Below are 15,114 nucleotides of genomic sequence, written 5' to 3'. Positions count from 1 at the left end.
CGAGAGAAACGGACCACCGCGAGATGACCACCGTGTTGCGGTCCGCGCTGAACACCGCGGACGAGACCTTCCAGACCAACCTGAAGCACCAGAAACAGGTGCTGGCCGAGCTCGACGAGCAGATCCAGGCGGCCATCGCCGGCGGCGGGCCCCGCTACCAGCAGCGCCACCGCAACCGCGGCCGAATGCTCGTCCGCGAACGCATCGAGCTGCTGCTCGACCGCGACGCGTCGTTCCTCGAACTGTCGTCACTGGCGGCCTGGGGCACGCAGTTCCCGGTCGGGGCCTCGGTGGTGACCGGGATCGGCGTCGTCTCCGGCGTCGAGTGCGTGCTGATCGCGCACGACCCGACCGTGCGCGGCGGGGCGATGAACCCGTACTCGCTGAAGAAGACGTTGCGAGCGCTGGAGATCGCCCGGATCAACCGCCTGCCGGTGATCAACCTGGTCGAGTCGGGCGGTGCCGACCTGCCCACGCAGTCGGAGCTGTTCGTGCACGCGGGCAAGATCTTCCACGATCTCACCGAGCTGTCGTCGCTGGCGATCCCCACGGTCGCGCTGGTGTTCGGCAACTCGACCGCGGGCGGCGCCTACGTGCCCGGCATGTGCGACTACGCGGTGATGGTCGACGGCCAGGCCAAGGTCTTCCTCGGCGGCCCGCCACTGGTGAAGATGGCCACCGGCGAGGACGCCGACGACGAGGAGCTCGGCGGCGCGGCCATGCACGCCAAGGTTTCCGGGCTGTGCGACTACTTCGCGGCCGACGAGCGCGACTGCATCCGGATCGGGCGCCAGATCGTCGCCGAGTTCACGTGGCGCAAGCTCGGCCCCGGCCCGACGCTGCCCGCCGACGAGCCGCTGTACGACCCGGAGGAGCTGCTCGGTCTCGCGCCTTCGGACATCAAGGTGCCCTTCGACCCGCGTGAGGTCATCGCGCGGGTGGTCGACGGATCACGCTTCGGCGAGTACAAACCCTTGTGGGGCACCAGCCTCGTCACCGGCTGGGCCTCGGTGCACGGCTATCCGGTGGGCATCCTGGCCAACGCGCGAGGGGTGTTGTTCAGCGAGGAAGCCAAGAAGGCCAGCGAGTTCATCCAGCTCGCGAACCAGACCGACACGCCCCTGCTGTTCCTGCAGAACACCACGGGTTACATGGTGGGCAAGAACTACGAGCAGGGCGGGATCATCAAGGACGGCTCCAAGATGATCAACTCGGTTGCCAATAGCAAGGTTCCGCACATCACGGTGAACCTCGCCGCGTCGTTCGGCGCGGGCAACTACGGCATGTCCGGCCGCGCGTACGACCCGCGGCTGATGTTCGCGTGGGCCGGGTCCAAGCTGGCGGTGATGGGTGCCGCGCAGCTGGCCGGCGTCATGTCCATCGTGGCGAAGCAGTCGGCGGCGGCGAACGGGCGGGAGTTCGACCTCGAAGCAGACGAGCGCAACCGCGCGGCGATCGAGGCGCAGATCGAGAAGGAATCGCACGCGTTCTTCGTCACCGCGCGGCTCTACGACGACGGCCTCATCGACCCCCGCGACACCCGCACCGTGCTCGGCATCGCGCTGTCCGCCGCGCACTCCAACACCGTCGCCGGCCAGCGTGGCTACGGCGTCTTCCGGATGTGAGGACCACCTTGATGACCAGCCGGACCACGCCGGGCACCCACCCGATCCGGAAGCTGCTCGTGGCCAACCGCGGCGAGATCGCGGAACGGGTCATCCGCTCCGCGCGAGCCCTGGACATCGCCACCGTCGCGGTGCACTCCGATCCGGACGCCGACGCGTTGTTCGTCGAGGCCGCCGACGAAGCCGTGCTCCTGCCCGGCTCGTCGTCGGCCGAGACCTATCTGCGAGGCGAGCTCATCGTCGAAGCCGCGCTGGCCACGGGCGCGGACGCGATCCACCCCGGCTACGGGTTCCTGTCCGAGAACGCCGGCTTCGCGCGCCGCTGCGCCGAAGCCGGGCTGGTTTTCGTCGGGCCGCCGGTCGCGGCGATCGAGGCCATGGGGTCGAAGATCGCGGCCAAGGAGCTGATGGCGAAGGCCGGCGTTCCCGTTCTGCCCGGTGCCACCATCGACGACACCACCGACACGGATGCCGCGACCGTCACCGGGATGGCCGAGGACATCGGCTTCCCGCTGCTGGTCAAGGCGGCCTTCGGCGGTGGCGGGCGCGGGATGCGGATCGTGCGCGAGGCAGCGGACGTCGTCGAAGCCGTGACGAGCGCGCGGCGGGAAGCGGCGTCGGCGTTCGGCAACGGAACCGTGTTCCTGGAACGGTTCGTGGAGAACCCGCGCCACGTCGAGGTCCAGATCTTCGGGGACGCGCACGGCACCGTCGTGCACCTCTTCGAACGTGAGTGCTCGATCCAGCGCAGGTACCAGAAGATCATCGAGGAAGCGCCGTCGCCGGCCGTGGACGAGGCGCTGCGCAAGCAGCTCGGCGACGCGGCGGTCGCGGCGGGTGCCGCGATCGGGTACACCGGCGCGGGCACCGTGGAGTTCGTGATGGCGCCCAACGGGGAGTTCTTTTTCCTCGAGGTGAACACGCGCCTGCAGGTGGAGCACCCGGTCACCGAGGAGATCACCGGGCTGGACCTCGTCGCTCTGCAGCTGAGCGTCGCCGAAGGCGCTCCGCTGCCGGTCGAAGTCACCGAAGCCGCGATCAGCGGGCACGCGGTCGAAGCGCGCCTCTACGCCGAGGATCCCGCGGCCGATTACCTGCCGGGCAGCGGAACCCTCCACCGCTTCCGGATCCCGGCCCTGCCGGGGGTGCGCGTCGACACCGGGGTGCGCGACGGCTCAGTGGTCGGCACGCACTACGACCCCATGCTCGCCAAAGTCATCGCGCACGGCCGCACGCGCGCCGAAGCCGTGCGGAAACTCGCCAGAGCCCTTGCCGAAGCGCAAATCCACGGTCTGGTCACCAACCGCGACCTGCTCGTGGCGATCCTGCGTGAACCCGGCTTCGCCGCCGGCGCGACCGACACCGGTTACCTCACGCGCCACGATCCCGCCGCGTTGATCGGCGTGCCCGGCAAGGAGGCGGTGACCGTGCACGCGCTGGCGGCCGCCGTCGCGAGTCAGGCCGACCGGCGGGCCCGGGCCGAGGTGCAGCGGGTCGTGCCGACGGGGTGGCGCAACGTCGCGAGCGCCCCGCAGCGCGCCGAGTACCGCCTCGGGGACACCGACGTGGACGTCGCCTACCGCTTCACCCGCCAGGGACTCGACGCGCGGGTGGACGGTTCCCCTGTGGACGGCCTCGCGGTCCTCGACGCGCGTCCGGACCGAGTGGACCTGCGCGTGAACGGAATCCGGCGCACGGTCCACGTGCACCAGGTACGCGACATCGTCTACTGCGACAGCGTGCTGGGCGGCACCACCTTCACCGAACGACCCCGGCTGCCCGAGCCCGGCACGGACGCCGCGCCCGGTTCGTTGCTGGCGCCGATGCCGGGCACGGTCGTCCGGGTCGTCGCGGAACAAGGACAGCACGTCGAGGCCGGCGCGGTGATCGTGGTGTTCGAGGCGATGAAGATGGAGCACTCCGTGCGCGCGCCGGTCGCCGGGCTCGTGGCCGAGCTGTCCGTCGAGCTGGGACAGACCGTCGAATCGGGCGAGATCGTCGCCGTCATCACCGAAGAGGAGGCCGGATGACCCCCGTGCGCTACGAGGTGACCAATGGCGTCGCCTGGCTCACCATCGACCGCCCCGAGGCGCGCAACGCGTTGAGTGAGGCGGTCCGAAAAGGACTGTTCGACGGCGTGCACCGCTTCAACGCCGATGACGACGCGAAAGTCCTCGTCCTGACCGGCGCCGGCGACAAGGCGTTCTGCGCCGGCGGCGACCTCAAGGAGATGAACGAGACCGCGCTGAGGGTGCCGCCCCCGGACTTCCTTCCCCAGTTCGGGCGCAACGTCGACGTGCCGAAGCCGACGATCGCCGCGGTCAACGGGATCGCCTACGGCGGCGGGTTCCTGCTCGCCCAGCAGTGTGATCTCGTGGTGGCCGCCGAGCACGCGCGCTTCGCCGTGTCGGAGGTCAAGGTGGGCCGCGGTTCGCCGTGGGCGGCGCCGTTGTCCTGGCTCGTGCCGCCGCGGGTCGCGCTGGAGATCCTGCTGACCGGCGACCCGGTCAGCGCCGCGCGGGCGCAGCAGCACGGGCTGGTCAACGACGTCGTCCCGGCGGCCGGCCTGCGCGAACGCACGCAGCAGCTGGCCGAGCGCATCGCGGCCAACGCGCCGCTGTCCGTGCTTGCCGCCAAGCGCACCGCCTACCTGTCGGCCGGCCACAGCCGGGCTGAGGCCTACGACCTGGCCGAGGAGATCTGGGAACCCGTGTACCTGTCGGAGGACGCGCAGGAAGGCCCGTTGGCCTTCAAGGAAAAGCGCACGCCGGTCTGGCAGGGCCGCTGACGTGGCCGTTTCGATGCGGCAGGTGCTCGACGACCTCGTCGCCGAGACCCGGGTGCTGCAGGACCTCGTGGCGGACCTCGACGACGCGGCGATCTCCCGGCCGACCCCGGCGGTGGGCTGGACCGTCCGCGACCAGCTCACGCACCTCGCGTACTTCGACGAGACGGCGACGCAAGCCGCGGTCGACCCGGCCGCGTTCCGGCTCGCCGCCGACGCCCTCGTGGCCGGTGGCATGGATTTCCCCGACCGGGTCGCGGCCGAACACGCGACGCTGCCCGCGGAAGCGGTCCGCACCTGGTTCGACCGGACGCGCCGCGAGTTCGTCACCGCCTTTTGCGACCTCGACCCGAAAGCGCGGCTCCCGTGGTACGGCCCGGACATGAGTGCCCTGTCCTCGGTCACCGCGCGGCTGATGGAGACCTGGGCGCACGGACAGGACGTCGCCGACGCGCTGGGCCGTGACCGCGAGCCGACCGACCGGCTGCGCCACATCGCGCACCTCGGCGTGCAGACCATCGCGTTTTCCTTCGCCCTGAACGGAAAACCCGCGCCGGCCGAGCCGATCCGGGTCGAGCTCACGGCCCCGTCCGGTGCCGTGTGGACGTGGGGTCCGGCCGAGGCCGCGGACCGTGTCACCGGGACTGCGCTCGACTTCTGCCTCGTCGTGACGCAGCGCCGCCACCGCGACGACACCGCTCTCGAGGTGGCGGGCCCGGTCGCGACCGAGTGGCTGTCGGTCGCCCAGACCTTCGCCGGCAGCCCCGGAACCGGGCGAACGCCCCTGAGTCATGCGGGAGGACCATCGTGACCACGACCGGCGGCCGAGCCGTGCGCATCGGCAACTGCTCGGGCTTCTACGGCGACCGGCTGCAGGCCGCCCGCGAGATGGTCGAGGGCGGCCCGATCGACGTGCTCACCGGCGACTACCTCGCCGAGCTGACCATGCTGATCCTCTGGAAGGCCAAGCAGAAGGACCCGGCGACGGGGTACGCGAAGACGTTCCTCACGCAGGTCGAGCACGTGCTGGGCACCTGCCTCGACCGCGGCGTCCGCATCGTCTCGAACGCCGGCGGGCTCAACCCCGCCGGGCTCGCCGCCGAACTCAGCGTGCTGGCCGAACGGCTCGGTCTGCACCCGCGCATCGCGTACGTCGACGGAGACGACCTCGTGCCCCGGCTCGACGAGCTGCAGGCGGCCGGCCACGCCTTCGCGCACCTTGACACCGGCCGCAAGCTCGCCGACGCCGGTGTGCGCCCGGTCTCGGCCAACGCCTACCTCGGCGCGTGGGGGATCACCGAAGCACTGCGCGCGGACGCGGACCTGGTCGTGACCGGGCGGGTCACCGACGCGTCGGTGGTGGTCGGCCCGGCGGCGTGGTGGCACGGCTGGACCCGCGACGACGCGGACATCCACGACAAGATCGCCGGCGCGATGGCCGCCGGCCACGTGATCGAATGCGGACCCCAGGCCACGGGCGGGAATTACGCGTTCTTCGAGGAGGTCACCGACCGCCGGTACCCGGGTTTCCCGATCGCGGAGGTCGACACCGACGGCGCCAGCGTGATCACCAAGCACGCCGATACCGGCGGGCTCGTGTCCGTGGGCACCGTGACCGCGCAGCTGCTGTACGAGATCGCCGAGCCGGCGTACCTCGGGCCGGACGCCGTGGCCCACTTCGACACCCTCGAGCTCGTGCCCGAGGGCGAGCACCGCGTGCGCATCCAGGGCGTGCGGGGCAGTGCGCCGACCGACCGGTTCAAGGTGGCGCTCAACTACGAGGGCGGGTACCGCAACACGATGACGCTCGTGCTGACCGGCACCCGCATCGAGGAGAAAGCGGCGTGGGCCGAGCAGCAGCTGGTCGAGCTGCTGGGCGGACGGGAGCGGTTCGCGGAGTTCGACGTGCGGCTGCTGCGGTTCGACCACCCCGACGCGCCGACCAACGCCGAGGCCACCGCGCACCTGCGCGTGACGGTGAAGGACCCCGACCGGCGCAAGGTCGGCCGCGCGTTCTCCAACACCACCATGGAGCTCGCGCTCGGCGGCTACCCGGGTTTCCACACCACGACGCCGCCGTCCGCGGAAAGCGCGTACGGCGTCTACTGGCCGACGCTGATCCCCGCGTCCGAAGTGGAGCACCGCGTCACGCTGCCCGACGGGACCGTGCGGACCATCCCGCACAGCCCGGTGACGGCGGTCGCTCCTGAGGTCTCGGAACCGGCGGTGGCCGAGGTGCCCGCCGGGCCGACCCGGCGGCTGCCGCTCGGGACGATCGTGGGAGCCCGATCCGGGGACAAGGGGGGCAACGCCAACATCGGGGTGTGGGTCCGCACCGACGAGGAGTACGCGTGGCTGCGTGGTTATCTGACCGTCGAGCGCGTGCGCGAACTGCTCCCGGAGGCCGCGGAGCTGGACCTCCGGCGTTACGAGCTCGCCAACCTGCGCGCGGTGAACCTTGTGGTCGTCGGCATCCTCGGTGCGGGCGTCGCCTCCGCGACGCGGCCCGACCCGCAGGCGAAGGGGCTGGGCGAGTACCTTCGCAGCCGGCTCGCGGACATCCCGGAACACCTCCTGCGGGGCTGAGTCCACAGTGGACGATGTGCGTACGCCGAGACGCGACCCGGACCGCAAGGAGCGGATCCTGGCCGTCTCGGCCGAGCTGATCTCGCGACACGGCTACCACGCGGTGGGCCTGGCCGAGATCGGCGCGGCGGCGGGCATCGTGAGCACCGGGGTCTACCGCCACTTCCCGAGCAAGGCGGCGATCCTGACCGCGCTGCTGTACCGGGTCATGGACCTGCTGGACTCGGCGGCCGCCGAGATCCTGGCGACCGCGCCGGACGCGCGCACCGCGGTGACCGAGCTGGTGCGCCACCACGTCCGCGTGGCCGTGGAGGAGCGGCGGATCCTGCAGGTGTACCACCTGGAGGCGCGCAACCTCCCGGCCGAGGACCTGCGCCGGCTGCAGCGGGCCCAGCGCGAATACCTGGAGGGCTGGGCGGCAGCGGTGCGGCCGCTGCGGCCGGGCCTGGCGGAAGGCGAGGCGAGGGTGCTGGTCCACTCGGCGATCGGCTGCGTGCAGTCGGTGTTGTTCCACCATTCGGGCCTGCCCGCGGACCGGCTGACGGAGCTGCTGCGCGGTGCGGCGCACGCCTGCCTGGGAGTGTCGCCAGTCGAACCGGAGGCGAGCGGGTGAGCCGGGAGCGCGCGGCCGTGCGGAGGTCAGCCCAGCACGGCGCGGGCCACGAGCGCGAGGTCGTCCGGCAGTCCCTGTACCGCCAGCGAATCGACCACAGTGGACTCCCACCGGCACAGGTCCTCGCGGATCTTGCCCACCGGCCCCACGAGGGCGACCTCCTCGACGAGCGCCGTCGGGATCGCGGCCGCGGCGGCCCGCTTCTCGCCGCGGAGGTAGAGGTCCTGCACCCGCGTCGCCACGTCGGCGTAACCCACGCGGGTGAAAACGTCGTGGTGGAAGTTCGCTTCGCGGGCGCCCATGCCGCCGATGTACAGCGCGAGCTCCGGCCGGACGTGGTCGGCCGCGCGCTCGACGTCCTCGTCCACGACGACCGGCACCGTGGCGATCACCTCGAAGCGCGCCGGGCGGCCACCGGGCCGGCGGGAGAAACCGGCGTCGAGCGCGGCCCGGTAGAACGCGTCGGCCTCGGGGGAGAAGAACATCGCGTGCCAGCCGTCGGCGATCTCGGCCGCGAGCGCGACGTTGCGCGGGCCCTCGGCACCCAGCTGGATCGGCAGGTCCGGCCGCAGGTGGTGCAGCGTCGAGCGCAGCGGCTTGCCGAGCCCGGTGCCCGACGGCAGCGGAAGGCGGTGGAACTCCCCGTCGTGGGTGAGCGGGGCTTCGCGGGCCAGGACCTGGCGGATGACCTCGACGTACTCCCGGGTGCGAGCCAGCGGACGGGGGAAGGCGACACCGTGCCAGCCCTCGGACACCTGCGGGCCGGAGGCGCCGAGGCCGAGGACCACGCGTCCGCCGGAGAGGTGGTCCAGCGTCGCAGCCGCCATCGCGGTGGCCGCGGGGGAGCGGGCGGGGATCTGCGCGACGGCCGTGCCGAGGCGCACGCGCGTCGTGCGGGCGGCGCACCAGGCGAGCGGGGTGAACACGTCCGAGCCGTAGGCCTCGGCGAACCAGATCCCGTCGAAGCCGAGGTCCTCGATCTCCCGGACGCGCTCGTCCCACCGTGGTGGCACCCCGCGGAAGAACTGGCCGACGTTGACTCCCACGGGGATCGGCATTCCGGTGCCCTCCTGAACGCGCCTTTGGTGAGTGCATCGTTGTTCACTATCGGGCTCCATGCAAGCTGCACTGATCGGGTAACGATGTGAATGGCTAGTGACTTTGGTCTTGCCAGTGCGCGCGTCAAGTTGGATGCTGTGCGGCGTCTGGCATTCGGCAAGGAGGCTGGTGTGGACCTGTTCGGGAAGATCGACGTCACCACGTTGCGAGGCCGCCGCGCGGTCAACCGCTGGGAACGGACCTCCGTCGGCGACGTGTTCGAACGCCTGACGTGGAGCTACCCCGACAAGGTCGCGGTCACCGGCCGGCCGGGCGCGTACGGCGAGGAGCGGTTCGCCTCGGTCACCTTCCGCCAGGCCGACGAGATCGCCAACCAGCTCGCCCACGCCCTGGCCGCGCGCGGGCTCGAACCGGGCGCCCGGGTCGCGCTCTTCTGCGAGAACTCCGTCGAGGCGTACCTGGCGAAGATCGGCATCGCGAAGGCCGGGATGGTCGCCATGCCGATCAACCCCGCGCTCGCCACCGACGTGCTCGAGTACCTCATCGGCCAGGCCGCACCGGAGGCGGCGATCGTCGACGCCGAACTGTGGCCGCGGGCGCGGACGGCCTTCGAGAGCGCTGGGCTGCCGGTCGCCGCGACGATCACCATCGGCGGCGGCGCGGTGGCGGACAGCCCGACGTTCGGCGCGTTCCTCGCCGATCGGCCGGTGACCGAGCCCGACGTCGAGATCCACGGCGACGACATCTGGCAGCTGCTCTACACCTCCGGCACCACGGCCATGCCGAAAGGCGCGATGATCTCGCACTCGGCCAGCCACCTCGCGGCGCTGAACTTCTCCGTCTCGCTGACGCGCGGGCTCCGCGTGGAGACCGAGGTCAAGGTGCTGACCTACCTGCCGATGATCTACCACGTCGGCGACCAGGTGTTCACCTTCTCGGCGTTCCTCGCCGGGGGTTCGCTGGTCCTCGGACGCCGGCCGGTGCCCGACCAGGTCGCCCTGGCCATCGACGAGGAGCGGCCGACCGCGCTGTGGGCCGGCTCGCCGCAGTTCGTCGCCGCGTTGACCGCGGACGCGGAGAAATCCGGTCGCGATCTCTCCAGCCTCACGGTGCTGGTCTACGGCTGGGGTGCGCTCGAGCCGGCCGTTTACGAGACCCTGCAACGGAAAGCGCCCGGCCTGGTCGTGCTCGGCATCTTCGGGCAGACCGAGGCGATCGCGTGCCACCGGTTCTGGCCGGCGAAGTGGCCGGAGGTCTACGAACGCACGGCTCCCGCGTTGAACTACGTCGGAGTGCCGAGTCCGCTGCTCGCCTCCGACGTCGTCGACGAGACCGGCGCGTCCCTCTTGCACGAGCCGCAGATCCCCGGCGAGGCCGTGTACCGGAGCCCGACCGTCACGTCCGGGTACTACCTCAACGAGGACGCGACCCGCGAGGCCTTCCGCGGCGGCTGGTTCCACTCCGGGGACAGCGCCGTGGTGGACGAGGACGGCCTGCGCGTGATGGTCGACCGGTTCAAGGACATCGTGAAGTCCGGCGGTGAGAACGTGTCCAGCTTGCGGGTGGAGGCGGTGCTGCACCGGCACCCGGCCGTCGAGAAGGCCGCCGTGATCGGCCTGCCGCACGAACACTGGGGCGAAGCCGTGACAGCGGTCGTCGTGCTGCGGCCCGGCGCGGAGGCCGACGAAGCGTCGCTCATCGCGCACTGCCGCGCCGCGCTCGGCGGCTACGAGACCCCGAAGGGAGTCGTCTTCGAGGACGCCCTGCCCGAGACCGTCGGCGGCAAGGTCCTCAAGTACAAGCTTCGGGGCCGCCACGCCGGCCTCTACGGGTCGCGCGGCTGAGGACCCCGCTCGCCCTATCGTGATCTCCGGCGCTTCGCCGTCCTTTGTGGAGGAGCCTGATGACCCTGGTCGACCTGACCTACCAGGACTCGATCGCCCTCGTCCGCCTCAACCGCCCGGACCGCCTCAACGCCCTGTCCGACGAGCTCCTGGCCGACCTCGAGACCACGCTCGACCGCATTGCCGCCTCGGCGTGCCGCGCGATCGTCGTGACGGGTGCCGGGCGCGCGTTCTGCGTCGGCGCGGACCTGCCCGAAGTGCTCGACCGGCTGGACGGCGGCCAGGAGGACCTGCTGGCTTTCGTGCGGCGCGCCGGGAACCTGTTCAGCCGCTGGGAAAACTCACCCTTGCCGGTCATCGCCGCCGTCAACGGTCACGCCGTCGCCGGCGGGTTCGAACTGGTCCTCGCCGCGGACGCCGTCGTCGCGGCCGAGGGCGCCCTTCTCGGCGACGGCCACGTCCGCTACGGCATGCTGCCCGGCGGAGGCGGCGCGGTCCGCATCGAACGCAAGCTCCCGGCCAACGTCGCCCGCCGCCTGCTGTTCACCGGCGACCTCGAACCCGCCGAACGCTTCCACACCTGGGGTCTCATCGAGGAAGTCGTGCCGGCGCAGGGTTTGCTCGACGCGGCGTTCGCCCTCGCCCGCCGCTTCACCACCCACAGCGCCCTCGCTCTGGCCGAAGTCAAACGCGTCGCCAACGCCGCCCGCGACCTGCCCACCGCCGAAGCCCTCGACCTGGAGTACGAGACCTTCACGGCCTACCTGCATTCCCCGGAAATCCGCGCCGGCCTGACGGCCTTCCGCGAGCGCAACCGCCCGCCAGCGTAGGCGAGCGCGCTCGGCCGTCTGTTTCTCGCGGGTTTCACGAGCGGGAAACTGCGACGGCCGCGCTGCGCTCAGCCGCGGCGGCGGCCCCCGAGCGGCCGAGTGCCGGTCAGGCGCCCTGCTCGTCCGGCCATTCCTCGTCCGCCTCGACGACGACCGCGGGCGAGGCCGCGTCGATGCCGAGACAGGCGTGGGCCGCGCCGACCAGCAACGCGGCCAGTTGCGGTACCGGCAGGCCGGAGTTGAAGAACAAAATGGACTGGATGCTGCCGATCGCCGCGTGGACCAGGACGCGGATCTCGCCGTCGGCCAGGTCGGTGCGCAGGGGAGCGACCGCACCGACCCACTCCTCGATGTAGTGGCGCTGGGCGCGGCGCAGTCGCCGGAGGTCGTTCTCCGGCAGGTTGCGCGCTTCGCGGTGGTACACCTGGAGGATCCGGCGGTCGTGGATGGCGATGCGCACGTGGTTGCCGATCAGCTCGCTCACCGCGCGCCGGTCGTCGCCCGCTTCGTCCACGATGGACGAAGCGGCTGTGGACAGCTGGTCCATCACCTGCTCCAGCAGTTCGGCGAGGATCGCCGACTTGCTGTCGAAGTGCCGGTAGATGCCCGATCCCACGATCCCTGCGGCCTGCCCGATCTCGGCCATGCCCACGGTGTGGTAGCCGTTGCGCGAGATCAGCTCCGCGGCCGCGGTCAGGATCCGGGCTTTGCGCGCGGGATCGCGCCGAGGCCGTTGCGCCTCTTTCACCGGTACCTCCCTCCACGGCGGACTTTCCGATCGTACCTCGCACCCCCGCGCCCCAAGCCGCCGCAGGGCGAGCGTCACTCCCGTTTTGCGGGGCAGAACAACCCGATCACGTGAATTGCGCCCGGGCTCGACCGTGGTACTGTCCGCTAGCTAGTGAATCACAGTTCACTAGCTAGCCGCAGCCCTCGACACCTTCCACTTTCGCGCTCACCAGAGGGTTTCTTGCGCAGAAGTCCATGGTTCAGGATGACAAAGAGGTCAACCCATGCCGCTCGTAAAGAACACTCATTCACTACGGCGCCGGCGCGCAGCGACCGTGCTGGCCGCCCTTCTCGTGGCCACCGGAAGCGTCGTGACGCCCGTCTTCGCCGCGGAAAACCCGGCAACAGACTGCAAGAACGTCACGGTTGCGGTGACCGCGGCCGGTCAGCCGGCCACCATCGCCGGCACGCTGTGCGTCCCGCCCGGCGCCACCACCGTGCAAATCCTGGTTCACGGCTGGTCCTATGCGCGGTACTACTGGGACCTGCCGTACGAGCCGGACACCTACTCCTACGTGCGGGCGGCCAACCGGCGCGGCTACGCGACGATGAACATCGACCGCCTCGGCGACGGCCAGTCCACCCACCCGCTGAGCGCGTTCGACAACTTCTATGCCGACGTCAGCACCGTCCACCAGGTCATCACCGCCCTGCGTGCCGGCAAGCTCGGCACCCGCTTCGACAAGGTGATCGAGGTCGGGCACAGCCTGGGCGGCATCCTCACGATGACGGAAGCGGGCCTTTACCAGGACGTCGACGCCATCATGCCGACCGGCATCGCGCACTCGCTGAACTACACCAACGTGGTCACGAAGATCATCGCCGACGACTACCCGTCGTCGCTCGACCCGAAGTTCTCCGGCGCCGGCCTCGACCCCGCGTACCTGACCAGCTACCCCGACACCCGCCGCGGCTTCTATCTGGGCAACGCGACCTCGACCGACCCGGGTGTGGTCGCGAAGGACGAGCAGCTCAAGGAAACCGGTAACCTCGTCGAGCTGGCGACGTTGGCCGGCTACAACGTCCTCAACGTCGACCGCACGCTGAACATCCCCGTCTACACGGTTGTCGGACAGCACGACCCGTTCATCTGCGGTCTGCTCGGCCCGAGCTGCTCGGATTCCGCGGCCCTGGCCGACTTCGAGCGCCCCTTCTACGGTCCTCACGCGACAGTCCTCGCCGACGTCGTCCCGAACACCGCCCACGACCTCCAGCTGGAGAAGAGCGCGCCGGGCAGCAATGCGCGCATGCTCGACTTCGCGGACCAGTACGTCGGGGCCGGCACCGCGGCCCGCGACAGCGCGCCCGGTGCCGCGGCGCCCGTCCCCACGCCGCCAAACCCCACGCCGAGCCTGGCTTCACGGGCGGTCAACGCCACGGTCGTGCAAGCCGCCGTCCCGGCCATCGCGCTGCTTCAGCGCAGCAGCAACGTCGTCCCCGGCCTCGGCGACAACCAGGACCCGATCCCGGGCATGTCGCAAGCCCTCTCGACGATCGGCAACCTCACCGACACCCTCGTCGGCACGTTCCCGGAAGCACTGATCAGCGGCAGCTGAGTCGGCCACAATGACGGCAAAACAAATCGGCGGTTCTCACTCGCGAGTGAGAACCGCCGATTCGTTTACGTGAAGAATGTGCCCTTGGCAGGATTCGAACCTGCGACACCTGCCTCCGGAGGGCAGTGCTCTATCCCCTGAGCTACAAGGGCGCATCGCTGCGCGACGACGTCAGCTTAGCGCACCCCGGTTCGCCCGGTGTTCCGCAGGGGGTCACCTTCGAGGCCGACACTGCTAGCGTTGATCTTGCCGACGGAGGGAGCAAGGGTGACAGCGGAACCGTTCGAGGCCCACGTGACCGAGGCCGACATCGCGGACCTGCGGGAACGGTTGCGCCGCACGCGGTGGCCCGAGGCCGAGACGGTGGACGACTGGTCCCAGGGTTTGCCGCTGGCCTACGCGCAGGAGCTGTGCCGCACCTGGGCCGAGGACTACGACTTCGGCTTCGCCGACCGGCTGAACGCGTTCCCGCAGTTCCGCGACACCGTCGACGGGCTCGGGATCCACTTCCTGCACGTGCGCTCGCCCGAGCCGGATGCGTTTCCACTGGTGATCACGCACGGGTGGCCTGGCTCGGTGCTCGAGTTCCTCGACGTGCTGGGCCCGCTCACCGACCCGCGCGCCCACGGGGGAGACCCGGCGGACGCGTTCCACGTGGTCGCGCCGTCGCTGCCCGGGTACGGATGGAGCGACAAGCCGGCGAAGGCCGGGTGGGGTGTGGAGCGGACCGCGCGGGCGTGGGACAGCCTGATGGTCTCGCTCGGCTACGAGCGCTACGGCGCGCAGGGCGGCGACTGGGGCGCGGCCGTGACCGGAGCACTCGGCGAGGTCGCACCGGAGCGGGTGGCGGGCGTCCACGTGAACATGGCGGCCGCGCCGCTGGGGCAGTTCGACGACCCGACGCCCGAGGAACAGGCGGCGCTCGCCGCGGCGCAGGAGTTCGGCCGCACCGGCCGCGGTTACTCCGGCCAGCAGTCCACGCGCCCGCAGACGCTCGGTTACGGCCTCACCGATTCACCCGCCGGCCAGGCCGCCTGGATCGCCGAGAAGTTCTGGGCGTGGACCGACAACAACGGCCACCCGGAAGACGCGCTCACCCGCCGCCAGATCCTCGACGCGATCTCCGTGTACTGGTTCACGGCCTCGGCCACGTCGTCGGCGCGGCTGTACTGGGAGAGCTTCGGCTCGGGGTTCCGGAACAAGATCACCGCGCCTTCAGGGATCTCGTTGTACCCCAAGGAGATCACGCGGCCCTCGCGCCGCGAGGCCGAGCAGCGGTTCACCGACCTGCGCTGGTTCGAACAGCTGGCGCACGGCGGGCACTTCGCCGCGATGGAGGAGCCGGAGTCGCTCGTCGAGCAGGTGCGCGGGTTCTTCCGCCTGGTGCGCTGATCCCACCAGGCGGGAGTGCTCATCCGGGGGATGGG

12 protein-coding genes and 1 tRNA gene are annotated in these 15,114 nt (G+C 70.9%); 10 read left to right on the top strand and 3 right to left on the bottom strand.

Features of this window, described 5'->3' with window-relative positions:
- Positions 1 to 23: 23 nt before the first annotated feature.
- The 6 genes from AB0M56_RS45750 to AB0M56_RS45725 are packed head-to-tail and all read left to right on the top strand — an operon-like array spanning position 24 to position 7,609.
- Positions 24 to 1,625, top strand: a complete 1,602-nt coding sequence (locus tag AB0M56_RS45750; RefSeq protein ID WP_364188509.1) for a carboxyl transferase domain-containing protein — start codon at positions 24 to 26, stop codon at positions 1,623 to 1,625.
- 11 nt (positions 1,626 to 1,636) lie between these two features.
- Entirely contained in the window at positions 1,637 to 3,655 is a 2,019-nt protein-coding gene (locus AB0M56_RS45745) for a biotin carboxylase N-terminal domain-containing protein (RefSeq protein WP_364188506.1), read from the top strand.
- Positions 3,652 to 4,413, top strand: coding sequence for an enoyl-CoA hydratase-related protein (locus AB0M56_RS45740; RefSeq protein ID WP_364188503.1), 762 nt, complete (start codon positions 3,652 to 3,654; stop codon positions 4,411 to 4,413). Before AB0M56_RS45745 ends, AB0M56_RS45740 begins: the two co-directional genes overlap by 4 nt.
- Position 4,414: 1 nt before the next feature.
- Positions 4,415 to 5,221 (top strand): TIGR03084 family metal-binding protein, encoded by an 807-nt coding sequence (locus AB0M56_RS45735; protein WP_364188500.1) that lies wholly within the window; start codon positions 4,415 to 4,417, stop codon positions 5,219 to 5,221.
- Positions 5,218 to 6,996: an acyclic terpene utilization AtuA family protein gene (locus AB0M56_RS45730; protein ID WP_364188498.1), complete on the top strand. Its 1,779-nt coding sequence runs from the start codon at positions 5,218 to 5,220 to the stop codon at positions 6,994 to 6,996. Before AB0M56_RS45735 ends, AB0M56_RS45730 begins: the two co-directional genes overlap by 4 nt.
- Before the next feature lie 16 nt (positions 6,997 to 7,012).
- On the top strand, positions 7,013 to 7,609 hold the full coding sequence (locus AB0M56_RS45725; RefSeq protein WP_364188495.1) for a TetR/AcrR family transcriptional regulator: 597 nt from the start codon (positions 7,013 to 7,015) through the stop codon (positions 7,607 to 7,609).
- A gap of 26 nt (positions 7,610 to 7,635) precedes the next feature.
- On the opposite strand, the gene AB0M56_RS45720 is transcribed toward AB0M56_RS45725, so the two are convergent.
- Positions 7,636 to 8,667: an LLM class F420-dependent oxidoreductase gene (locus tag AB0M56_RS45720; protein ID WP_364188492.1), complete on the bottom strand. Its 1,032-nt coding sequence runs from the start codon at positions 8,665 to 8,667 to the stop codon at positions 7,636 to 7,638.
- 171 nt (positions 8,668 to 8,838) lie between these two features.
- Between AB0M56_RS45720 and AB0M56_RS45715 the strand changes: the two genes are divergently transcribed.
- Positions 8,839 to 10,512, top strand: coding sequence for an AMP-binding protein (locus tag AB0M56_RS45715; protein ID WP_364188489.1), 1,674 nt, complete (start codon positions 8,839 to 8,841; stop codon positions 10,510 to 10,512).
- A 59-nt stretch (positions 10,513 to 10,571) separates the two neighbouring features.
- Positions 10,572 to 11,342, top strand: coding sequence for an enoyl-CoA hydratase/isomerase family protein (locus AB0M56_RS45710; protein WP_364188487.1), 771 nt, complete (start codon positions 10,572 to 10,574; stop codon positions 11,340 to 11,342).
- Between the two features lie 106 nt (positions 11,343 to 11,448).
- Here AB0M56_RS45710 and AB0M56_RS45705 read toward each other — a convergent pair whose 3' ends face one another.
- On the bottom strand, positions 11,449 to 12,090 hold the full coding sequence (locus AB0M56_RS45705) for a TetR/AcrR family transcriptional regulator (RefSeq protein ID WP_364188484.1): 642 nt from the start codon (positions 12,088 to 12,090) through the stop codon (positions 11,449 to 11,451).
- Positions 12,091 to 12,355: 265 nt separating this feature from the next.
- Between AB0M56_RS45705 and AB0M56_RS45700 the strand changes: the two genes are divergently transcribed.
- Positions 12,356 to 13,687 carry an alpha/beta hydrolase gene (locus tag AB0M56_RS45700; protein ID WP_364188481.1) on the top strand — a complete coding sequence of 444 codons (1,332 nt, stop codon included), beginning with the start codon at positions 12,356 to 12,358 and terminating at the stop codon, positions 13,685 to 13,687.
- Positions 13,688 to 13,766: 79 nt separating this feature from the next.
- On the opposite strand, the gene AB0M56_RS45695 is transcribed toward AB0M56_RS45700, so the two are convergent.
- Positions 13,767 to 13,839: transfer RNA gene (locus AB0M56_RS45695), tRNA-Arg, on the bottom strand.
- Positions 13,840 to 13,954: 115 nt separating this feature from the next.
- Between AB0M56_RS45695 and AB0M56_RS45690 the strand changes: the two genes are divergently transcribed.
- A complete protein-coding gene (locus AB0M56_RS45690; protein WP_364188479.1) occupies positions 13,955 to 15,079 on the top strand; it encodes an epoxide hydrolase family protein in 1,125 nt (374 codons plus the stop codon).
- Positions 15,080 to 15,114 lie beyond the last annotated feature (35 nt).

This window comes from Amycolatopsis sp. NPDC051372, assembly GCF_040682095.1.
Taxonomy (GTDB): Bacteria; Actinomycetota; Actinomycetes; order Mycobacteriales; family Pseudonocardiaceae; genus Amycolatopsis.
Note: the sequence above shows the minus strand (reverse complement) of the source record. Positions and strands in the feature narration are given on the sequence as shown.

Bases quoted from the DNA above. Each gene is read 5' to 3' on its own strand.
- AB0M56_RS45710 (WP_364188487.1), top strand. From the start codon at position 10,572: ATGACCCTGGTCGACCTGACCTACCAGGACTCGATCGCCCTCGTCCGC.
- AB0M56_RS45745 (WP_364188506.1), top strand. From the start codon at position 1,637: ATGACCAGCCGGACCACGCCGGGCACCCACCCGATCCGGAAGCTGCTC.
- AB0M56_RS45740 (WP_364188503.1), top strand. From the start codon at position 3,652: ATGACCCCCGTGCGCTACGAGGTGACCAATGGCGTCGCCTGGCTCACC.
- AB0M56_RS45720 (WP_364188492.1), bottom strand. From the start codon at position 8,667: ATGCCGATCCCCGTGGGAGTCAACGTCGGCCAGTTCTTCCGCGGGGTG.
- AB0M56_RS45700 (WP_364188481.1), top strand. From the start codon at position 12,356: ATGCCGCTCGTAAAGAACACTCATTCACTACGGCGCCGGCGCGCAGCG.
- AB0M56_RS45750 (WP_364188509.1), top strand. From the start codon at position 24: ATGACCACCGTGTTGCGGTCCGCGCTGAACACCGCGGACGAGACCTTC.